The following is a 21688-nucleotide window of genomic DNA, read 5'->3' as shown; positions in this document are numbered from 1 at the left end:
AGGAGGAGTGACGGATGCGCGTGGTTGCGGGGCACGCCGGTCGGCAGCTGCCGTTCGAGCGGGACCGTCGGTTGGTCCTGCGCCGGCTGCCGGTCGGTGCCGTCGTCACGCGCGCGGTCCTGTCGGTGACGCCCGTCAGCACCGACACCGGCAGGCGGTTCCTCGAGACGCTGAGCTTTTCGGGCGGCGTCGGCGACTGGGGAGCCAACAAGGTCACGACGAACGGAGCGGTCGAGATCGACCTGCACGCGCGTCGCAAGCTCGCCTCACTGACGGGATCCGGTCTGGGCGGCGGGACTGTGCTGGTCGACCTGGGTGGCGGGTTCCTGCCGGTGAACGACCAGGGCGGCCTCGGTCCAGGCACCGCTGCGTGGCCCTCGTCCAATGCGACGCCGCTCCCGGGCCTGACGGTCACGGGCCTGCGCATCCCGGTCGCCGGCTCGCCCGACATCAGCCAGCTGCGCGTCTCGTCGCCCCCGAGCAACCTCACGCTCGCGGTCGAGGGCGGGCCGGTGTTCTTCACGCACCTCGGCGACCTGGTGGACCCTGCCACCACCGGCGACTTCTCCGACTTGCTCAACGCGATGCTGCCCAAGCTCGACGTGGAGAACGGGTGCCACGTGGTGCCTTTCCTGCTGCACTCCGCCACGATCTCGCGCCTCGACCTGGCCCTGGAGATCGACTACACGATCGCGGTCAGTGGGTCGCCCGACGGCGTTCGCACGGTCGCGGCGCCGTACAGGTACGACGGGACGCCGGTGGCCGGGCAGGGCACGCTCTCGGTGACGGTCCCGCCGGGGTTGGTCGCGGTCGTGGGCGGGACGGCCGGGCGCGTCCAGGGGTCGTTCGCCCAGACGCGTGTGGTCTACGGGCCGGTCACCGGCGCGTCCGCCACCGAGCTCGTCTCGGTCCAGGCCGGGCAGTCTCTCGCGCAACCGTTCGTCCTGCCCGGCACCCAGGTGGCCACGTCGCTCGACCTGATGCTCACCTCGGTCACCTCGAAGGTCACGCTCGCGATCGACCTGGTGAACGACCTGGACGGCAAACCGGGACGCACCTCGATGCTCAGCCGGCCAGCGGAGGTCACGCTCACGCGAGATCTGGCCGGGAGCCCCACCTGGATCAACGTCCCGCTGCCCGCCGAGGTCGAACTGGTGGCGGGTCAGCGGCGTTGGATGGTCGTGCAGGTCCGTGAGGGAACGGCCGCCTGGAGTGCGGGGGCGGACGCGGGCGCCGGGATCGCGGCGTCCAGCACCCAGCCCGCGGTCCTGCAGCTCACCCGGGACGGGGGCCTGTCGTGGCGGACGGCGGTCGGCGACGCCACGCCGGCGGCCACCGGCCTGCAGGCCCACCTGCGGCTGCGGCACATCACGGAGGGGTTCCAGCTGCCGCTCGAGCTGCGCGTCGGTGCGGGGTCGAGCGAGGTGGCCGTCGACCTGCAACGGTTCGCGTCGTCGGGGGCAGTCGACTTCGGGCTCGACTTCGCGGACGTCGCGCACGCCGTCAACACGGCGCTCGCGTCAGCCGGCGCCGGTGCGACCGCGGGCGGCGGCGAACGCGTGGCCAACGGCGACTTCGTCGACTGGTACCGCGTGGGCACCGCGCTGCGCGAGGGCCCTACGCTGCCGCTGCGACGACCGGGCGAGTTTTCGCAGGTCGTCGCCTTCGGCCCGGACAGCGCGACGGTCCACCTGGGTACGGCCGAGCAGTCCGCCGACGGGTCCATGGTCGCCCGGTACGTCCGGTCCGACGTCTTCACGCGCCGGCCGGGGGCGGACGAGGCGATCGGGCCCGGCACCCCAGCCGCGATCGTCGTCGACCCGTCCGGGCGCACGGCCCTCGTCTCTCTCAACGTGCTCCGCGTGGTCGGTGGGGCGCTCAACAATGCGGCACGAGGCCTCCTGGTCCTGGTCGACACCGAGACCGGCCGGGCCATCGGTGCGCCGGTCCCGGTGCCGGAGGGCATCGGCCGACTGGCGGGCGCACCCGACGGGCTCGGCGTGTACCTGCTCGGCGCGACGAGCAACCAGGGCGGTATCGCGACCGCGGTCCGGCACGTGGGCTGGGCCGACCTGCGCGCCGCCGCGGCCGGGTCGACCGTGCCGTGGGCGACGCTCCCGAACGGTGTCGCGGGCGGGCGACCGGTCGACCTAGCGGTCGGGTCCGGCGGTCGCGTCGTCGCCCTCGTCCAGGAGACGAACGCCGACGGGTCCGAGGGGGATACCTCGATCGTCTCCTACGCCAACCGGGCGGCGGTCGACAGCGGCACTTTCGACCAGGTGAAGGTCCTTGCGGCCGCGCGTGCCGTCACCGTGGCGCCCGGCGGCGATGAGATCGTCGTGCTCGGCCCGTCCGACGTGCGCTATCTGCGGGCCACCGACCTCAGCACCGTGGTCGACGTCTCGCTCGAGGTGGACCAGACCGCGCAGGCGCTGGCGATCGACCCGACCGGCCTGATCGGCGTGGTGGTCGCGGGGCGCGCCGGTATCGCGCTGGACGTGCCCGGTCGACGGCTGGTGCCCGACACCGTCGTCAGCCTGCCGAACCTCGACAACGCCCAGGTCGTGATCAACTCCGCGGGCACGCACGCCGTGGTCGTGGGCATCGGCGCCGGTGCGGCCCGCGTGCTGACGCTCGGCGACGCCCTGCCAGCCGAGTGGGAGCTCACCGCTGGAGGCGTCCGACCGGTGGCGCTTCCCACCTCGGGCGAGGTGCTGGCGCTGCTCGCTGCTGCATCTGACAGGGGCGAGTCGCGCCGCACCACCCTCGATGAGGCGTCCTCGATCTCCCAGGTGGTGCCGGCCGTCGGTGGAGCCCGGTATCGCTTCTCGTTCGACGGGCTCGCGTTCGTGGAGGGGGCCGTCGCGCAGGTCCGCTGGAACGGCGACTCGTGCTCGCGTGAGCGCGTCGACCGGGTGCCCGTCACGGCCGTCGACCTGGAGAAGGACCCGTCGGTGGACAGCATCCCGCACCACGAGGCCGTGCTCGTCGCGCCCGCCGCGGCCACCCAGGCCGAGATCCGGTTCTACGTCCCCGAGCTGGCGATGGCGATCGACAAGGTGAGCCTCGTGGGGTCGGCCGATGCGGCGTCGGCGACCTGGACGCCGTCGTCCCCGACGACCACGACGACGGCCCCGGCCACCGGCGGCGTGACGTTCGCGAACGGTGGCGCCATCGCGGACACGGTCACGCAGCACGTGGCGGCGACACCGGGGGACGCGTTCGACCTGCAGCTGGAGGCCACGGTCAGCGGAGGGTCGGGCGCGGCGGTCGAGCTCACGTTCGCGGACGATGCCGGCGCGACGATCGGCGCGGTGGTGCGGTTGCCGCTCGACGAGCTCGACTTCGACCGCCGCTCGGCCGGCGGCACCGTACCCGCCGGGGCGGTCGAGGCCACGCTCGGCATCGTCGTACCGCCGGGCGCCATCGTCGTGCTCGGGGACCTGGCTCTGACCATGGGGGCGCCGACGCAGGTCGGTCTCTACTTCGCGTCCCAGACCCCGGGCGACCTGCGGATGACGGACGTCGCAGTGGCGCTCGACCGAGGCGCGCCGGCCACCGTCCCGTTCCCGCCCGGCGGCCTGTGCCCGGCAACGCCCACGGGCGACGGGGTCGACGGCGAGTCCTGCTACTGCCAGAGCTGCGGGTCCCACGGTCCGGCCACCAAGGTGACGGCCGCCGCGTCGCCAGCCGGTCGCCCTGTCGCCGTGACCCCGTGCCCGACCTGCGGTGCCGACCGGGTCCGCGTGGGCGGCCGCGTCGTCCTGCGCGCCGAAGAGGTCCGCCTGCCACGGTTCCGCGTGGTCGACCGGGCGGTCGCCGTCCAGGCCGTGTCGCAGGTCGCCGTCGTGGCGGCCACGGCCGGATCCACCGGCCCGGCCGTCGTCAGCCGCATCCGGGTGGACGCCCCGCTGACCGCGATCGCCGGCGTCGCCGAGCACCGCGCCGCAGCCCTGGAGGCCTCCGGCATCACCGATGTCGTCGCGCTGTCGCGCGCGGACCTGCGCACCGTGGCTGCCCTGCGCGGAGTCTCGGACAAACAGGCGGCGGCGATGATCACCGAGGCTCGCACCCTGGTCCGCGACCAGGGCCGGCGCGTGGTGTTCGAGTAGGGCTGAACCAAACGCGTTTGTGCAGGTGAGACGCTCGCGACACGACCTGCTGCGCGCCGAAGGTCCCCTTTGAGGGGATGGGTACTCGTAGGTTCACATCCTCGGCGAAACGGTGAAGTGCCAGGTCAGAGCGTGGTAGGTGCCGGGACGCGATCGGGGCGGGCCTTCTACGGCTCGCGCGCGTCGGAGTGCCTGCGCATCGTCAGCGAGCAAGAAGACGTTGGCGTGACCGGCTTCGAGGTGCGACCGGGTACAACGGTGGATGCGCGGCGCCGCCGTGGCGTGATGCGCGGGCACGCGGGTGCACCATCACTCCATGGCCCCCATGAGAAACCTGACCGTCGACTCTCTGACGAGAGCGATGCGCACCCACCTTTATCCCGTCACGGCTGAACGCGCCCGCGAAATCTGGGATGACGAGTTCGACGGCAAAGCTCCGAGGACGGACGACGACGTCCAGGCCTTCATCGACGTCCTGGTCGCCGGATTTGACGAGAGCGTGAACGAGACGATCGACACGGAGGCGGTGCTCGTCCGTGTGCGTGGGCTGCTCGGAGAGTTCATGGCCCCGGCGGAGGCCGACGCCGCGATCGCGTCCTTCAGGGAAGGCTTTGTGTCCCATGCCGACGAGGTGCGGCGGGTGCGGCGGGAGTGGAACGCAAAGAACGCTCGACGGGCACGAACGATCCGGGTGGTCTGGCGCACGTACTGGGCCGCGGCCGTTGTGGTCACAGCCGTCGTCGTCGGACTGGCGATCGCCTCGGGGAACAGCGAAGACGTGATTGCGGCCGCAATTCTTGTGCCGGGGCTCCTCGCCATTGTCGCGGGCATCATGGCGGCTGTCTTTAGCGCCGTTCGCGGCGAGCCGTCCTCCCCGGAGCCCACCTATCTGTGAACCCCCATATAGGACGGAGATGCAGGAACCGCCTGGCCACCTCAGCGCCAGGATCCTTGCTTCCGGACCAGGGCACCAACGGATCAGCCGAGCGGGGCGACGCAACGAACGGGCCAAGGAAGACCGGGGCCTCCGTTTGGGCTAGGGGCCGGGGGTGAGTGGCGCTGCGCCTGCGAAGTCGCTCGCAATCGTCGAGCGGATCTCGTCAACCACTCCAGGATCCTTCGTGATGACCCCGACGTTGGACGTTGGATGGGCATCACCCCGTGGATGAGCTGGATCTGGACTACGGGCTCCTCCTTCGGGCGTCACGTGTGGTCCTTCTACACCGTGAGCCAAAGAGGCCGACGCCCTCTACCTCGACGAGATCCAGGCGGCCGCAGCCGCGCACCCCACCCTGCATCCACAGCTCGGTGGGTCTACATGTGCGGCCCACCGGTGGCAGTCAGCGGGGACCTGCTCACCTTTTGCGGGCCGTCTCGTCGGACCCTAGGCTTCCTGAGGGCTGGCGGTCGGGTTGGCGTTGACACGACGCCCGCAGTCGATGCGTTGTTGAAACAGATCGGGGTGGGCGGGTTGCGTCAAATCAGGTGGGCAGCATTGTTGGTAGCCACAGCATCCGCGTTTGCGTTTGTCGTCGTCCAGTTGCGGAACAAGCACCAGCAGGTGTCCTCGGTCGTGGATGACATCGAGGGCCGGGTGGCAGCGCTGGATCCGGTTACGCGTGCGGCCGTCCTGGCCCGTCTGGGGGCCGACTCGGCCAAGGTGATCCGCGAACGGGCCCACGACTGACTCGGTTCCATCCCGAATGCCCGTCCGATTCCGTGAACGCTCGGGGCTGGCAGCCCGCTATCGATGCGAGTTGAGATCACCATGAGTCAAGGCATTGCTGGCATGCTCCTGCGACACCGGGACCGGATCGCGGAGATCGTGGACGTCCTTGCTCGGCATGGCTTCGCGGGCCCGCGGGTGCGCGACGAGCACCTGCGGCTCGTGCTGGACTGCTGCCATCCGGCGTTGGACGTCAACGCCCAGGTCGCGCTCACGTCGCCCGTCGGCGCCGGGTGAGCACGCCCGAGACCGCGTCGGCGTTCCTGCGTGTCGTGCGGGCAGCGACGGTGCTGATCGTGGCCGTCGTCCTCGTCATTGCGTCACCCTGGATGGCAGCGACCGGCGTCGCGCAGGATGTTCTGGCAGCACCTGGCGCGACCGAGGCGGTCCCCGACCCCTCGACGCCACCGGCCGCGGAGCCTGGCACGCCGGAACCAACCGGTGACGCCAGCGCCGATGCCACCCCGTCCCCGACAGAGACAGCCGCGACGTCGGAGACCGCGACGGCCGATCCGACCACCCCACCGGTCCCAGCCCCCGAGGCCCCGGCCGACTCGGTTCCCGTCGAGAGTCGACCAGTCGTCCCCCCGGTGACGGCACCGGCGCTGCAGGACTCGCCGGTCACGCTGCAATCGGCGGTGACCGCCCTGGTCGTCCTGGTCGCCGCCCTGGTCCTCTTGCTCCGGGCTGCGCGCCGTCGCCCCGCCGAAGAGGTCTCGGGGTCGAACACCGAGGCGGACCCACGGGCGCCGTCGTCGTCGCGCGCCGAGACCACCGGGTTCCTGGTGGCGCTGGGAGAAGCGATGATCGATGCCGGCGCCCCGGTGACCGACGTCGCCACGACGCTCGAGCGGGTCGCTCAGCGCAGCGGCATCCCGGATGTCGAAGTCGTCGCGTTCGCCACCGCCCTGATCGTGTCGCTGCCCGGCACCGGCCCGGTCAGCACAGCGGTGGCCTCCGCCGGAGCACGCGGGCTGCGGCTGGACCAGATCGACGACGTGTTCGACGTCGTCGACGACGCCCTGACGACCGACCTCGAGCCCGGCGCCGCAGTGGGCCGACTGCAGTCGATCCGGCGAGCGCCACCACCGTGGGGCATCGCCGCGCGGGTCACGGGCTACGTCGTGATGAGTGTCGGTCTCTCGCTCATCCTTGGCGCGAGCCTGCCCGAGATCGCCGTCGCAGCCCTGCTCGGCGCAGTCGTGGGAGCGTTGCAGCTCACCGGAGACGGGCCCACCTCCACCTACCGCACCGTGCTCCCTCTGGTCTGCGCGTTCGGTGTGTCCACCACAGTGTTCCTGCTGGCTCGCACCAGCTGGGACATCGGCGTCTTCGCTCCCCTCATCGCCCCGCTCGTCGCGTTCCTGCCTGGGGCGCTGCTCACCACCGCCGTCCTGGAGCTCGCCACCGGTCAGATGGTCTCCGGGGCCGGCCGCCTGGCCGCCGGCACGATGCGTCTCGTCCTGCTCGCCGTCGGGATCGTCGCCGCGGCCCAGCTCGTCGGAGTCCCTACCCGCAGCGTCACCGACGTCGCCATCCAATCCCTCGGCCCCTGGGCGCCCTGGATCGGCGTCGCCGCATTCGGCGTCGGCGTCGTGCTCCACCAGTGCGCCCGCCCGCAGGCCACCGCGTGGATCCTGCTCGTCCTGTACGTCGCCTACGCAGGACAGGTCATCGGCGGACTGTTCCTCGGTGGCGTGCTCTCTGCCTTCACCGGCGCCGTCCTGATGACACCCGTCGCCATGCTCGTCGCGCGACATCGAAGTGGACCCACCACCCTGGTCAGCTTCCTGCCCGCCTTCTGGCTCCTCGTGCCCGGTGCCCTCGGTCTGGTCGGGGTTGCGAAGTACATCGGCGACGACCGCGTCTACGGCGCGGCTTCGCTGGTCACCGCCGGCGAGACCATGGTCGCCATCGCGCTCGGGGTGCTCATCGGTACCTCGCTCGGCGCCGCCATCACCACATCACGGACCAGTGCGCAGCGCGGCCGAGACCGCCCACGGCCCATCGACTCCGCCGATGAGTAATCGGCCGCGACACCGGGCAGATGACCTGCCGACTCCCCGGCCACGGAAATCAAGGATGTGAACGTGTGAGCTTTCATCCAGACCTCGGTTCTCCTTCAGGCGACCGGCCACTCCATGACTAGCGCGCCAGTTCCTGGACCGCCCGACGACGCCCGACTGGTGTCGACCGGCCACCTGCCGGCCGCCGAGACCGTGCACGAATTGCTCGATCACAGTCACGAGAGATTTCGTGACGTCGAGCGGGGTTCGGTGTCCACCGTCTATCCGGCCCTGTCCGAAGCCGACCCGAGACTGTTCGGTATCTCGATCGTCGGCGTCGACGGGCAGGCGTTCTGCGCGGGAGACAGCCAGACCGAGTTCACCCTCATGAGCTGTGCGAAACCGTTCGTGTTCGCCCTGGCCTGTCAGTCCTACGGTGTCGACGAAGTGTGTGATCGGGTGGGCGTCAATGCCACCGGGTTGCCGTTCAACTCCATCGCCGCGGTTGAACGTGACTCGCGCGGCCGTACCAACCCGATGGTGAACTCCGGCGCCCTGGCGACCACCGGGCTGCTGGTCCGGGGTGACCCGGGCAGCGATTGGGCGTGCCTGCTCGAAGGGTTGTCTAGTTTCGCCGGCCGACCTCTTCGCCTTGACCAGGACACGTATGCGTCCGCCTCCGGCAGCAACCAGCGCAACCAGGCCATCGCGCTCGTTCTGGGTACACGCGGCGCGCTCAGCGCTGCGCCGTCGGTGGTCACCGACCTCTACACCCGGCAGAGTTGCGTACAGGTCACTACCCAGGATCTCGCCACGATGGGGGCCACCCTCGCCGATGGTGGTGTCAACCCTGTGACCGGGGAACGGGTCATCGAGCCCGACGTCGCCCGCGCCACGCTCGCGATGATGACGATCGCGGGCCTGTACGAGACGTCAGGAGACTGGCTGCTGCGGGTCGGCCTGCCCGCCAAGAGCGGGATCAGCGGTGCCCTCGTCACCGTGTCGCCGGGCAAGGGCGGACTTGCCACCTACTCACCGCCCTTGGACGAGATCGGCAACAGCGTCCGCGGGCAACTGGTCGCGGCCGATCTGGCCCGCCAGCTCGGACTGGACATCCTTGCCTCCGGCGTTGCCGAACGCGACCCGCTTCGGGGGACCTGATGCTGTCACTCGGTCAGGCGCGACGCGCCTTCCGGCGGCGCCGGCGTCGCATCACACCAAGTCCGAACCACACCATGGCACCGAACACCGCCACGACGATCGTGTAGAGCCACACGGGCCAGGTGAAGTCCCAGACGAGGAATTGAAGGGTGACGGGCTGCCGGTTCTGGAGGATGAAGACAAGCAGCACGCCCAGCCCGCTGCACGTGCCGACGACGCCTGCCCCCAAACCGCTCTTTGATTGCGTGGCGTCCGTGTCGGGACTCATGGCATTCCCCTTTCTCTTGAGGGCTCGGCCCTGGTGGGGAGCCCAGTGGGCCGTCGTCAGATGCCGCCTCAGCACCAACGCGAACGGAACTTGTGCAAAGCCTGCCAGCACATCAGGTACGGCGCCGGGTGCTGGGTCAGCTCATCGGCTGCACCAGTCCTCATCGAGCAATCCGGTGGCCGCAACTGGATCCGTCAGTCGGAACGGTCCGGGGCCGCGTCGCCTCGCGCCCTTGCCGCCCTCCCCCTAGCATCTCGAATGAGCGGGCCAAGGCGACTTCGGCAACCTGCGCCTTGGATCGAGCTCCGACGAGTAGGGGGCCTGTCATGCAGTCGTCAACATCGGTCTTGAGGCAACGGGTTCGTGAGCTCATGCCCCAGCTGACCCAGGACCTACGAGACCTCGTGGCGATCCCTTCCGTGTCCGCAGCGGGCTATCCGGAGGCGACGCACCGCGACCTCGCGGCGGCTCAGGAGGCGGTCGCCGAGCTGCTTCGCGGCGCCGGGACGGAGGTGGAGTGGATCGAGCTTCCGGCCACCGCTCCCGTGGTGTTCGGGACCATCGCGCCACCGACCGGAGCGCCCACGGTGCTGCTCTACAGCCACTACGACGTCGTGCCCGCGGGTGACGAGAGCCAGTGGGAGACGCCGCCGTTCGAACCGGCCGATCGCGACGGTGCCCTTCATGGCCGCGGTGCCGCGGACACCAAGTCGAACATCGTGGCACTGGTCGGTGCGCTCCGTGCCTGGAACGGCCGTCCGCCGGTCGGGGTGAAGATCGTCATTGAGGGGCAAGAGGAGGTCGGCGGCGGCGCGTTCACGGCGTACCCACCGACGGATCCAGCCCGATTCGCGGCCGACGTCATGCTCATCGCCGACATGGGCAACGTGCGGCCGGGCACGCCGACCCTGACCGCCGCACTGCGCGGGATGGCCACCATCATCGTCGAGGTGCGCACGCTCGCCTCAGCCAAGCACAGTGGGCAGTACGGCGGTGCAGCGCCCGACGCCCTGCTGGCCCTGATCCGCGGGCTCGCCTCGCTGCACGACGCCGAAGGCAACGCCGCCGTGGACGGCCTTCGACGCGAGGAGTGGGCTGGCGGCAGCCCCAGCGAGGCCGAGTTCCGCGAGCTCGCTGAGGTCGTCGACGGCATGCCGTTGGTGGGCACCGGCTCCCTGGGGTCGCGGGTGTACTCCGGGCCGGCGATCACCGTGATCGGTATCGATGTCCCCTCGGTCGACACCGCGTTGAACGCTGTCGCCCCGTACGCCCGCGCCAAGCTCAACGTCCGGGTTCACCCCGAGCAGGACCCCGTCGAGGCGCAGGCGGCCGTCATCCGGCACCTCACAGACGCCATGCCGTTCGGCGTGCGACTCCAGGCCGAAGGCCTCGAGACCGGGCACGGCTACGCCGCGCACACCTCCAGCCCCGCGTATGAGCTCGCCAGGGAAGCATGGTCGCAGGCCTGGGGAGCTGACACGGTGCTGATCGGTGCTGGCGGCTCCATCCCTCTGGTCAGCTCGCTCCATGAGGCGGTCCCCGGCGCGGAGATCCTCCTGGTCGGGGCGACGGACGGCTACGCCAACATCCACGGCCCCAACGAGCGCGTCCTCCTCGACGAGGTGGAGAAGGTGACGCTGGCCATCGCCGACCTGTTCGGGCGTCTGGCCGACGCGCACCTGGCGCGAGGCGCACAGTGAGCGCGGACGCGGTCCCCGCCGTCTCCGCGCCCAGACGGAGTTTCGTCGAGCGCACGCTCACCGTCATCGAGCGAGCGGGGAACAAGGTGCCGCACCCGGCACTGCTCTTCCTCGGGTTGTGCATCGGGGTGATCCTGTTGTCGCAGGTGCTGGCCTGGGCTGGTGTTTCAGCGACCTACGACGTGGTCAAGCCTCCCTCCCAGAGCGTCGAGGTCGGCGACGTGGGCGGTTCGATGCTTCCGGGGCAGGCGTTGCCGGCTGAGCCGCCGGACGCCTCGGAGTACAAGGTTGTCCGCGAGACCGTGCACATCGAGGGGCTGCTCACCGCGGATGGCGTGCGCTTCCTCTTCACCTCGTTCGTCAGCAACTTCATGGGCTTCACGGCGATGGGCATCATCCTCATCGTCATGATCGGTGTCGGCGTCGCCGAGATCTCGGGGCTCGTCGCGGCCCTGATCCGAAAACTCGTGGCCTCGGCCCCGAGGGCGACCCTGACCTACATCATCGTGTTCCTCGGCATCATCTCGAGCATCGCCTCCGACGCCGGTTACCTGGTGCTCATCCCGCTGGGAGCCGCGGCGTTCCACAGCGTGGGACGTCACCCGCTGGCCGGCATGGCCGCAGCCTTCGCCGGCGTGGCCGGGGGGTTCGGGGTCAACCTGCTCATCACCCCGACCGACGCGGTCCTCACCGAGATCACCAACGAGTCGATCGCCCTCGTCGACCGGTCGCAGTCGATCGACCTGACGGCGAACCTCTGGTACGGCATCGGGTCGACGATCCTTCTCACCGTCCTTCTCGGCTTCGTGACCTCCCGGGTGGTCGAGCGACGCCTCGGTACCTACGACCCCGCCGTCGCGCCACTGCCGGGGAGCAGCCAGATCCAAGCGGCCGACGACGCCCCTGCCGTCGACCAGGACGCGGAGCAGCGCGGGCTGCGGCTCGCCGGGCTCTATCTCCTCGTCGCGCTCGCCGGCATCCTGTTGCTCACACTGCCCCCCGGCGCTCCTCTGCGGGACCCCGACACGGGCAGCGTCATCGGGACGTCGCCGTTCATGGACAGCCTGGTCGTCATCATCGCTCTGCTGTTCCTCGCCGCCGGTCTGGGCTTCGGCCGAGGAGCAGGGACGCTGCGCACGAGCACCGACGTCATCGACGCCATCACCAAGTCATGGGCTGGCCTGGCCGGGCTGCTGCTGCTCTTCCTGCTCATCGCGCAGTTCATCGCCTACTTCAACTACTCCAACATGCCCCAGGTCGCGGCGGTCAAGCTGGGCGACCTCATCGAGAACCTCGACGTCGGCGCGGGCTGGCTGCTCCTGTTCGCCATGCTCATCACCCTCGCGGTGGGGATCATCATCCCGCAGGCGATCGCCAAATGGGCTCTGCTCGCCCCGATCTTCATCCCGCTGTTCATGCGCCTGGGAGTGGATCCGGCAGCCGTGCTGGCCGCGTACCGGACCTCGGACTCGCCGATGAACATCGTCACGCCGATCATGGCGTACTTCCCACTCATCGTCGTCTTCGCAGCACGGTACGACCGCCGGTCCGGTATCGGCACGGTCATCGCCCTGATGCTGCCCTACTTCCTCGCCCTGGCCACCGTCTGGACCGCGTTCTTCATGGTGTGGTACCTCGTCGGGCTGCCCTGGGGGTTCTGAGTGCCGCGCGGACACTTCCTGCGGGGATTGGTCCTCGCGACCTGCCCGGTCGAGAAGTCGGTGACCGCCGCCGTTGGCGTGCGGTGGCCCGTAGGTCGCGACCGCCCGTGTGGTGAGTTGCGTGTTTTGGGTGCTTTGCGCCACGTTCGACCCGGAGCCGATTCGGCTCCCCAACGTCGGGTTAATGCCCGCAACCTTTGAAAGGACCGCCATGTCGTTCTGGGATGTCATGTGGTTTATATTTGTTGCATATCTCTTCATTGCCTATCTGATGGTGCTGTTCTCAGTGATCGCGGATATCTTCCGGAATCGGGACTCGGGTGGATTCATCAAGGCGCTGTGGGTCATCGCGTTGATCTTCGTGCCGTTCATCACCGTGTTCATCTACGTGATCGCGAACAGCGGCGGTATGGCCGAGCGCGAAAGTCGCGCCCGCCGCGACGTCCGACAGGCTCAAGAGGAGTACATCCAGCAGGTAGCTGGCGGCACCTCGGCTGTTGACCAGTTGACCAAGGCGAAGCGGCTCGTCGATGCGGGGGCGATCTCGGCGGCCGAGTATGAGTCCCTCAAGGCGCGCGTTCTCGCCTGAGGAATCCGCCGGGCCCGACGGGATCCGCGCCGGCCACCCAAGTCGCCAAGGCCCAGATCTTCGCCCCATGGTGGCTGACACTGGTCCGGCGACGCGTGGGTGCCGACAACGCGCACCGATGCTTCGTGCGACGCCCGGGGGAGCGGTGCTGTGTGCATGCTCCACGGAGCCGCGCTCACCTGACTGCGCATGCCCCGGTTGGTACCGCTTCGGTCCGCTGGCTCGCCGCGTTGACGGCCGCGGCGACCTCGCTCCAGACCAGCGCGTAGCCCACCTGGTCCTGCGTGACGGACTTCGCGAACACCACGCCGGCGACCGTCCCGTCGGCCGTGAGGAGCGGGCCGCCCGAGCTGCCGTGCTCGATGTTCGCTGCGAGTGCGTAGATGGACCGGCTCACGGACCCCTGGCCGTAGATGTTCTGGCCGACCGCCGTCGTGCGTTCCAGGACGACGGAGTCGTCCGCGCGCAGCGGCCCACCGCCGGGGTAGCCCAGGACCGCCCCGGTGGCACCGGGAGGCAGGTCGGTGGAATCTGTGGCCAGCGCGGCGGCCTGCAGGGTGGGGGCGGTCAGCACGGCCAGGTCCTCGTCCGGGTCGAACAGCACGGTGGTCGCGGCGTGCCGCCCTGCGTCGTCGGTGAGCGTGAGCTCGCCGACCCCGGCCACGACGTGCGCGTTGGTCACCACCACGCCCGGCGAAACCACGAACCCGGACCCCTCCACGAGGCCGCCGCAGCCCACGCCGATGACCTGCACGACCGAGCCCGAAGCGGACGCGATCACGGCCGGATCGACGGACTGCCCCGGGGTGATCACCGCGGACCTGGGCTCGCCCGCGAGGAAGACGTTCGGGAAGCCGTTCGGACTGATGATCGCGCGCAGTCGCGACACGATGTCTGGCGGCGCAGGCAGGACCTCGTTGAGCGCACGGATCACGGGGGAGGTTTGCACCTGCCGACCCAGCCCGAACGCGTCGACGCTCGACGCTCCCGAGGCGAGCAGCCACGCGAGCACCAGGACGATGGCCGCCTGCAGGCCCGCCCCAAGAGTCCGGTTCGCCCACCCCAGGTGCAGCCGGTCGCTTGCCTTGTCGAACCGGCGTGCCACGAAGCGTCCCAGCCCAGCGCCCAGCGAGATGAGGACGATCGTCACGACGACGGCGGTGGCGAACTTCGCGACCGGGTGCTCCACGAAGCCCATCGCCAGCGGAGCCAGCCGCACCCCGAGGAGGAACCCCACCACGAACCCGGCCGAGGGCAGGACCACCCAACCGAGCCCCAGTCGGTAGCCGTGGACGACGCCGATGAGCACCGCAACGATCATGATCCCGGTGACGACATTCATGACTGGTCCACGCCTTACTTGTCCCTAGAGCCAGTCTCGCCGCTTGAACGACACATAGAGCGCAAGCCCGATACCGACGATGACGGCGGCGCTCAGGACGAATCCCCACTCCTGCGCGAACCCCGGGTAGGGGACGTTCTGGCCGAACCACCCCGTCACCGCGGTGGGTACCGCGATGATCGCCGCCCACGCCGTGAGCTTCTTCATGACCGTGTTCAGGCGCGCGTCCTGCAGGGAGAGGTTCGTCTCGAAGATGGTCGTCACCATGTCGCGCAGCGACTCGGTCCATTCCGAGGCGCGCAGGACGTGGTCGTACAGGTCGTCGTACCAGGTGTCGAGCTCGCTGGGGGCGTTGATGTCTTTGCGGTGGCGCAGGACGGCGTTGACGACCTCGCGCATCGGCAGGACGACCCGCCGGAGCTCGACCAGGTCGCGTCGGATGCGGTAGGTCTGGCGCTGCAGCTCGTTGCCCAACGTGCGCTCGTCGAACAGGGCACCCTCGAGGTCCTCCATCTTGTCGTCGAGGATCTGCACCGCCTCGAAGTGGCCGTCGACGACGACGTCGAGCAGCCCGTGCACGAGTGCGCCGACGCCGTACTTCAGCAGGTCGGGGTTCTCGTCCCAGCGGGCCACGACCTGCTCGATGTCGAAGGAGTCGTCCTGACGGACGGTGACGATGCCCCGGCGCAGGATGAACGCGGAGATCCGGGACGCGCGCAGGCCCCGGACGCCCCGCCCGGCCGAGGCCGCGTCGTCGTCGTCCGCGATCGTGGTGGCGAAGACGGTCAGGAACGTGTGGGTCGCGTACCGGACGGACTTGGCCCGTTCCTGTCGTGCCAGGGAGTCCTCGACCGCGTGCGGGTCGAGGGTGAGCTCCTCGGCCAGCTCGCTCAGGTGCTGGGGATCGGGCGCGCACAGGTCCACCCAGACGAGGGCTCCCTCCTCCTCCAGGTACTCCGAGATGCGTTCGAACGGGAAGTCCTCGCTCGCGAGCACGCCGTTGCGCCATAACCGGCACCTGACCATCTGAGTGTCGGTGTTCATGGACACGAGTCTGCCCTTCCTCGACGTGTAGTTGCGCACGTTCCCGCGACGGCGGCGAGTCCTCGGCTCGGCGCGCCGGTGGGTGGCCCGGAGCTTGCCGAGCACCGTCGGGCCGCTGAAGCCGGCCGTCGCGGCGACTCGGACTTGCCGCCACGAGCCCCAACGCACCCTTACTCATGTCGCCCCTTGGCGAGGAGCGCGGCGGCAAGGTGGCTCCTGTTCGCCGAGCCCTCCACAACCCAAATTGATGAGTGGCCCGCAGGTCCCGGTGGTGCCGGAGTGCCCTGTTCGTGAGAGTCTTCACAGACTCGCCTCAACCGAATTCGCTCGACGATGCGCGAGGGAGCTCCCGGACGAGCAAGGCAAGCGAGGTCGCGACACCTACCGTGGCTGCGGTGTGCAGATCACGTAGAGCCACGGCTCGAGTCGTCCATTCACCTGCTCAATGCTGACCGCGGTCCAACCAGCGGTCGTGAGGTGCGCGCGCATCGCGGGCTCGCGCCAGTAGGTGAAGAACCGGGGTCGGTCGAGCTTGGTGGTGGTCCACTCCGTTCCGTCTCCTTCCTTGACCGTGAAGACCAGCAGCCCGTCGGGGTGAACCGCCTGCGCAGCCTTGGCGAGGACTGTGTCGAACTGGTCGACGGTCAGGTGGAGCAAGACCGCATTGGCGAACACGACGTCGAACGGTCCGCCGAACTCGTCGGTTGTCACGTCCAGGACGTCGGCCTGATGCCCGTTGGACCGAAGCCGTTCGACAAAGGCCCGGGTGCCGTCGGTTCGTCGGACAAGAAGACCGTGTTGCTCGAAGAAGAGCGCGTCGTCTCCGGGGCCGAATCCGAGCTCGAGCATGCGTGAGCCCGCTGGAAGCAGCGCCACGACGCGGTGCAAGAACTCCTCGTACGGCGGGTGCGGTGTCGGGTTCGAGGCGCCCAAGTAGGCCTCGACTCCCTGCTCGTAGGAGGCCAGCGTCACGGCGACGGTTGATTGTCTGTCGAAGTCCACAGGGACATTCTCCAACTGACGAGTTGTTGGCGGCCCCGGGATCGGGCACGGCCCCCGGCGGGCAACCTTGGCCGCCGATGCCGATGCCGATGCCGATGCCGATGAGGTGCGGTCGAGACGCCGATCGTGGTTCCTGTGCGTAACCTGTGAATGCGGGGGAATCGGCACTTTCGACCGAGAGGAATGAGGATGAGTCTCACGCGTGCTGTCACAGGAACTGCGGTGGCTGCGATCGTCGTCTTGGCCGCGTACGGGGCTCTGATCTCGTCCGCGGCCTCAGAAGACGGCGAAGCAACCGATGCGGCCACGGCCGCGAACCTTCCCGGAAAGCTGCGTACCTATTACATTGCAGCAGACCCGGTGCTTTGGGATTACGCCCCGGACGGCACCAACGACATCACCGGAGACCCGTTCACCCCGTCCGAGGAGGTCTTTACGCAGCAAGGACCGAACCGGGTCGGCCACCGCTACTGGAAATCGCTCTACCGCGGCTACACGGACGCGACGTTCACCCATCCGATCGCCGTGCCGACGGACTGCGCGCCAACCGCCAGGATCTGTGACGACAGCCTGGGCATGCTCGGTCCGGTCGTGCGGGCCGTCGTCGGCGACACGATCAAGGTCGTATTCAAGAACAACACGGCATTCCCGGCCTCGGTGCATCCGCACGGGGTGTTCTACCGCAAGGACGCGGAGGGGGCGCCATACTCCGACGGCACCGCGGCCGCCGCGAAGGCGGACGACACGGTCGCTCCGGGTGCCAAACACGTCTACACCTGGGCCGTCCCCGATCGCGCCGGGCCGGCGGCGATGGACGGGTCCTCGGTCGTGTGGATGTACCACTCGCACACCGACGAGGTGGCCGACACCAACTCGGGGTTGATCGGCGCGATGGTCATCACCGGCAGGGGACGCGCGGATCCGGCGACGGCGACCCCGCTGGACGTCGACCGCGAGATCTTCTCGTATTTCACCGTGGAGAACGAGAACGAAAGCCTCTACCTGGACAAGAACCTCCGGGAGCTCGCTGGTGAGCCGCACTCGGTCCCCCTGGATGACGAGGAGGGCTTCGAAGAGAGCAACCTCATGCACTCGATCAACGGCTACGTCTACGGCAACGGACCCGTGCCGACGGTGCGAAAGGACCAGCGGGTGCGGTGGTACGTCATGTCACTCGGCACCGAGGTCGACCTGCATACGCCGCACTGGCACGGGAACACCGTGACGATCGGCGGCATGCGCACCGACATGGCCGAGCTGCTGCCCGGAAGCATGATGGTCGCCGACATGCAGCCGGACGACGTCGGCACGTGGCTGTTCCACTGCCATGTGAATGACCACATCGTGGCCGGGATGCAGGGCCGCTACCGAGTGATCTCCTGACCGGCGGGTGGCCGGCGAATGCGTGGGCCCGGTTCTAGCGGACGGGGGACGGGGTGGCCAGGGTCGTGCTCGGTAAAGATGGCCAGGAGCTCGTCGACCCGGTGGTTGGCGGTGGCGGGGTGGCGAAAGGGTTGACCGGAGTGCACCGTATAGGTCGTCCGTCGGCCGGTCCGATTGCGGTGCAGGTAGCCGGCGGACTCGAGGTCAGACAGGATGGTCAGGGTCGCTCGCTCGGAGATGCCCACGATGGCGGCGAGGTCGCGTACGCGTGAGTCGGGGGTTTGGGCGACGGCGAGCAGCAGATGCGCGTGGTTGGTCAGGAAGGTCCATTCCGCTGTCATCGGGTCTCCTTACGTCGCTCCCGTGTCCGCCGCCTGGCAGAAGGATGGCACGAGGGCGGGGCCCGGTCATGGTCGGGCCCGCGGCTCAGGCCTGGCGCTCGGTTCTGCGTCGTCCGCAGCGCCGGTGTCGCGGGACGCACCGTCGAGGGGGTCCTTCGGCGGCGCCGGTAGAGACCGAGTGCGCGATCGTCTCTGGGGGCGGCGCCACAGCGGTTCGAGCGCGGCCATCTCGTCCGGGGTGGCGGCGCGAAACGGTGGGAAGCCCGCGGCCGGGGTGCGAGATTCCTGCCCTCGGGTGGCGCGCAGGCTCGCGGCGATGGCGACGGCGAGGATGGTCGCGATCACCGCCAGGGACAGCGTCGTGGGGATGTAGTACAGGTCGATCTTGAGAATCATCTTGATCCCGACCCAGATCATCACCAGTGCCAGGCCGACCTTGAGATAGACGAAGCGGTGGATCAGGTCGGCGAGCAGGAAGTACAGGGCCCGCAGGCCGAGGACGGCGAACGCGTTGGCGGTGAACACGATGAACGGCTGATCGGTCACCGCGAAGATCGCCGGGATCGAGTCGACCGCGAAGACGATGTCGGTGACCTCGATCAAGACCAGCACAGCCAGCAGCGGCGTGGCCAGCACGACGCCACGGGCGCGGATCACGAATTTCTGCCCGTGGAAGGCGTCGACCATCGGCACGTACCGGCGGAACAGGCGCAGCGCGCGGGACTTGTCGGGATCGAGGTGGTCGTTGCGCTGGCGGATCATGCGGTAGCCCGTGAAGAGCAGGAACGCCCCGAACAGGTACAGGATCCAGCCGAAGCTGGCGATCAGGACCGATCCGGCGGCGATGAACACCCCGCGGAACACCAGCGCGCCCACGACGCCGAGGAACAGCACCCGGTGCTGGTACTCGCGCGGTACCGCGAAGTAGGTGAGCAGGATGGCCCAGACGAACACGTTGTCCACGGCGAGGGACTTCTCGATCAGGTAGCCGGTGAAGTACTCCTGGCCGCGCTCGGCGCCGTAGACGGACCACACCCAGGCCCCGAACGCGACCCCGATCCCGACCCACACGCCGGACCAGACGGCCGCTTCCCGTACGCCGATCACATGTGCGTGGCGGTGGGCGAACAGGTCGACCGCCAGCATCGACACGATCAGGCCCAGCACGCCCGCCCAGACCCACCAAGAGACGTCCACCGGGGTCATCGCCAGCTGCGCGGCCGCAGTGTGAGGGCCACGCCGTCGTGGTCGGCCAGGGTGCCCGGCCGGGCCAGGGCGATCCAGCCACCGCGGTGCATGACCAGCTCGATCAGCTCGTCGATCAGGTCATCGATCACGTCGGGGGCGGTCGGGTCCTGGACCGGCTCGACGAGGTCCCCGTCCTCGCTGAGCCTGGCGGGCACAGTGAGGGAGTCGTCGACCACCAGCATCTCGGGTTGCTCGTGCCGCGCGGCGAACCACACCGCGGCCAGGCCCGACACCGCACGCTGGGTGCCCATGCGTTCGTCCAGCAGGGCGAGGGCTTCGTCTTGGCGTGAGTGCAGGTAGCGCTCGAGCACGGGCCGGGCCCGGGCGGCGAGCATGGGTGCAGACTCGTGGACCAGGTCCGCTTCGATCGTTCCGGCGAGCCGGTCGAGGTGCCGCGAGATGGCGGTGAAGCCCGCAACGGTGCGCGCCGACCCCGCGAGCACCAACGGTGAGGGGTGCAGTCGCAGGTGGGCACCCAGCGCCGCGTCGACGTTGCGCCAGAACGCCGCGGCGTCGGCCCGGGCGAGCCCCGGCCGGGCCGCGTCGCGGCGCCGGTCACGCACGGCCTGCATCGGGAATCGTCCGCCGCCCGCGGGGCGCAGCTGGTCGCCGGCGCCGTGGAGCAGGTTGGCCTGGCGGCTGCCCAGCACCAAGATCGCGTGGCGCGGGGTGCGGTGCATCGCGCGCACGAGGTCTCGGGTGGCGAACGTCGGGTCGACCACCACGCGCGCCGCGACCGGGACCGGCAGTCGCACGCTGACGTTGATCCCGCCCAGCGCGGCGTACAGCGCGAGACCCGACGCGGTCGGCTGGTTGGCGCACTCGAGCGCGAGTTCCGCGACTGCATCCGCGAGCTCGTGCGCGTCCTCGACGCCGTGCGCCTGCAGCCGGCGTCGGGCCGTGTCGAGCAGGCCGCGCAGCACGGCCCGGTCCGGCTCGCTCATCACGGCGCCCGGCGTCGTGGGAAGCAGTACCGACAGGGCCGGGTGCCCGGTCGCGCGCAGGAGTGCAGCCACCAGATCGGCTGGTGGTGGGCTGGGCACGTGCCGTGGTTCGGTCCAGCGACCAAGGGCGGCGGGACGGTCGGGGTGGGGATGAGACAGGGTCATGGCGGATACCTCCGGTCGGTGACGTGCCAACCGAAGGTCTCTCCCAGCCGGGGCCCGCTGCACCGGGCCCTTGCGGGCCGTCCTGACGACGCAGCGCTCGGGGATACTCCCCTTCGTCGAACAAGACCAGTGAAGCCTGCTTCATGTGTTGACGCAAGTCCTCTGGTGTCGCAAGACCCTCTCCCAAGGGCCCGGCGGTCGGCAACAACGTCGCGGGACCCGAGACACCGGCCCTCCCGGACGGAATTGACCTCCTCCTGTGGCCCGATGCGCGTGTCACATTCGTACGCCACGCATGACGAGCCGGGCGCGGAGGCGATGCAGCTGCGGCATGAGGCCGTAGATGACGATCGGTACCGCGATCGTCACGAGCGTGAGCGTGCGGAGCACGGTCGGCAGGGTCCGCAGCCAGTCGCCGAGGACGAGGTTCAGGATGGTCAGTGTGGGGAAGACGGCCAGCCAGATCATGAGCGCGAGGTGGTGCTTGCTCGGCGGCGGGACGGCTGAAGAACGTTGGGTCGGTCGATTGTTTGACATCGTCGGGCTCCTTGAAGTGCTTAGCGGGCTATGCGGAGTCGTGGCGTCTTTGTCCACATCGATGAGACTGCGGCACGCATCCCAATCCCGACAACATTCGTTGCTGTTTTCGGGACGAGGCGGTCGGCCCGGCGAGTGGTCGACGGCGCTCCCAGGGTCCCGCCCGGGGGGTCGCGGCGCTGGCCGTCGGCTACGCCACGAAGGACGAGGCCCGCGCCGAGATGGCCGGCCTGGTGGCGGCAAACCCCACCGTCGCGTTCGTCGACCTCACTGACTAGCAGCGGTCATGGATCCGGACGTCCTCGGGTCGTAGGGTCACCGATGTGATTGGCGACGTCGTGCTCCCGGTGCCCGGTGTCGGTGCGGAGACGGCCGTCGCCTGGGTCCGTACCCATCTCGGCGACCTCACCGCCGCCGACGTCGTCGCGAGTCCGGCCGTTCGCGGCGGGCAGCGCGCCG

17 protein-coding genes are annotated in these 21688 nt (G+C 69.5%); 9 read left to right on the top strand and 8 right to left on the bottom strand.

The features are described 5' to 3' along the window. Positions 1 to 14 precede the first annotated feature (14 nt). From VTA80_RS22325 to glsA, 5 genes are all read left to right on the top strand, one after another. Positions 15 to 4112 (top strand): helix-hairpin-helix domain-containing protein, encoded by a 4098-nt coding sequence (locus VTA80_RS22325; RefSeq protein ID WP_407343257.1) that lies wholly within the window; start codon positions 15 to 17, stop codon positions 4110 to 4112. Positions 4113 to 4437: 325 nt separating this feature from the next. Then, positions 4438 to 5007 (top strand): hypothetical protein, encoded by a 570-nt coding sequence (locus tag VTA80_RS22320; RefSeq protein WP_407343256.1) that lies wholly within the window; start codon positions 4438 to 4440, stop codon positions 5005 to 5007. An 873-nt stretch (positions 5008 to 5880) separates the two neighbouring features. Continuing rightward, positions 5881 to 6075: a hypothetical protein gene (locus tag VTA80_RS22315; protein WP_407343255.1), complete on the top strand. Its 195-nt coding sequence runs from the start codon at positions 5881 to 5883 to the stop codon at positions 6073 to 6075. Beyond that, the gene (locus VTA80_RS22310) at positions 6072 to 7865 is read left to right on the top strand and encodes a threonine/serine exporter ThrE family protein (RefSeq protein ID WP_407343254.1); all 1794 of its coding nucleotides are present in this window, start codon (positions 6072 to 6074) and stop codon (positions 7863 to 7865) included. The genes VTA80_RS22315 and VTA80_RS22310 overlap by 4 nt, the downstream gene beginning before the upstream one ends. Before the next feature lie 159 nt (positions 7866 to 8024). Beyond that, a complete protein-coding gene (gene glsA / locus VTA80_RS22305) occupies positions 8025 to 9005 on the top strand; it encodes a glutaminase A (protein ID WP_407343253.1) in 981 nt (326 codons plus the stop codon). A gap of 13 nt (positions 9006 to 9018) precedes the next feature. On the opposite strand, the gene VTA80_RS22300 is transcribed toward glsA, so the two are convergent. Beyond that, complete coding sequence (locus VTA80_RS22300; RefSeq protein ID WP_407343252.1) at positions 9019 to 9273, bottom strand: lipopolysaccharide assembly protein LapA domain-containing protein; 255 nt, start codon at positions 9271 to 9273, stop codon at positions 9019 to 9021. Positions 9274 to 9644: 371 nt separating this feature from the next. Here VTA80_RS22300 and VTA80_RS22295 point away from each other — a divergent pair, with 371 nt between their 5' ends. From VTA80_RS22295 to VTA80_RS22285, 3 genes are all read left to right on the top strand, one after another. Continuing rightward, on the top strand, positions 9645 to 10973 hold the full coding sequence (locus VTA80_RS22295; RefSeq protein ID WP_407343251.1) for a M20/M25/M40 family metallo-hydrolase: 1329 nt from the start codon (positions 9645 to 9647) through the stop codon (positions 10971 to 10973). Then, a complete protein-coding gene (locus VTA80_RS22290) occupies positions 10970 to 12634 on the top strand; it encodes an AbgT family transporter (protein ID WP_407343250.1) in 1665 nt (554 codons plus the stop codon). Before VTA80_RS22295 ends, VTA80_RS22290 begins: the two co-directional genes overlap by 4 nt. Before the next feature lie 121 nt (positions 12635 to 12755). Continuing rightward, a complete protein-coding gene (locus tag VTA80_RS22285) occupies positions 12756 to 13223 on the top strand; it encodes an SHOCT domain-containing protein (protein WP_407343249.1) in 468 nt (155 codons plus the stop codon). 175 nt (positions 13224 to 13398) lie between these two features. Here the strand turns inward: VTA80_RS22285 and VTA80_RS22280 are convergent, their stop codons facing one another. The 3 genes from VTA80_RS22280 to VTA80_RS22270 all read right to left on the bottom strand — a co-directional run bounded on the left by VTA80_RS22280 (position 13399) and on the right by VTA80_RS22270 (position 16611). Continuing rightward, a complete protein-coding gene (locus VTA80_RS22280; RefSeq protein WP_407343248.1) occupies positions 13399 to 14565 on the bottom strand; it encodes a MarP family serine protease in 1167 nt (388 codons plus the stop codon). Positions 14566 to 14589: 24 nt separating this feature from the next. Further along, positions 14590 to 15609: a magnesium transporter CorA family protein gene (locus tag VTA80_RS22275; RefSeq protein WP_407343247.1), complete on the bottom strand. Its 1020-nt coding sequence runs from the start codon at positions 15607 to 15609 to the stop codon at positions 14590 to 14592. A gap of 381 nt (positions 15610 to 15990) precedes the next feature. Further along, complete coding sequence (locus VTA80_RS22270) at positions 15991 to 16611, bottom strand: class I SAM-dependent methyltransferase (protein ID WP_407343246.1); 621 nt, start codon at positions 16609 to 16611, stop codon at positions 15991 to 15993. 189 nt (positions 16612 to 16800) lie between these two features. Here VTA80_RS22270 and VTA80_RS22265 point away from each other — a divergent pair, with 189 nt between their 5' ends. Continuing rightward, positions 16801 to 17994, top strand: a complete 1194-nt coding sequence (locus tag VTA80_RS22265) for a multicopper oxidase domain-containing protein (RefSeq protein ID WP_407343245.1) — start codon at positions 16801 to 16803, stop codon at positions 17992 to 17994. On the opposite strand, the gene VTA80_RS22260 is transcribed toward VTA80_RS22265, so the two are convergent. The 4 genes from VTA80_RS22260 to VTA80_RS22245 form a co-directional block, all read right to left on the bottom strand. Beyond that, the gene (locus tag VTA80_RS22260; protein WP_407343244.1) at positions 17976 to 18335 is read right to left on the bottom strand and encodes an AsnC family transcriptional regulator; all 360 of its coding nucleotides are present in this window, start codon (positions 18333 to 18335) and stop codon (positions 17976 to 17978) included. The two genes, VTA80_RS22265 and VTA80_RS22260, sit on opposite strands and share 19 nt — an antisense overlap. A gap of 66 nt (positions 18336 to 18401) precedes the next feature. Next, entirely contained in the window at positions 18402 to 19541 is a 1140-nt protein-coding gene (locus tag VTA80_RS22255; RefSeq protein ID WP_407343243.1) for a TerC family protein, read from the bottom strand. Continuing rightward, on the bottom strand, positions 19538 to 20692 hold the full coding sequence (locus tag VTA80_RS22250; RefSeq protein ID WP_407343242.1) for a hypothetical protein: 1155 nt from the start codon (positions 20690 to 20692) through the stop codon (positions 19538 to 19540). The genes VTA80_RS22255 and VTA80_RS22250 overlap by 4 nt, the downstream gene beginning before the upstream one ends. Positions 20693 to 20968: 276 nt before the next feature. Beyond that, on the bottom strand, positions 20969 to 21229 hold the full coding sequence (locus VTA80_RS22245) for a hypothetical protein (RefSeq protein ID WP_407343241.1): 261 nt from the start codon (positions 21227 to 21229) through the stop codon (positions 20969 to 20971). Positions 21230 to 21688 lie beyond the last annotated feature (459 nt).

The sequence above is a fragment of the Pengzhenrongella phosphoraccumulans genome (genome assembly GCF_045689905.1).
Lineage (GTDB): Bacteria > Actinomycetota > Actinomycetes > Actinomycetales > Cellulomonadaceae > Pengzhenrongella > Pengzhenrongella phosphoraccumulans.
Note: the sequence above shows the minus strand (reverse complement) of the source record. Positions and strands in the feature narration are given on the sequence as shown.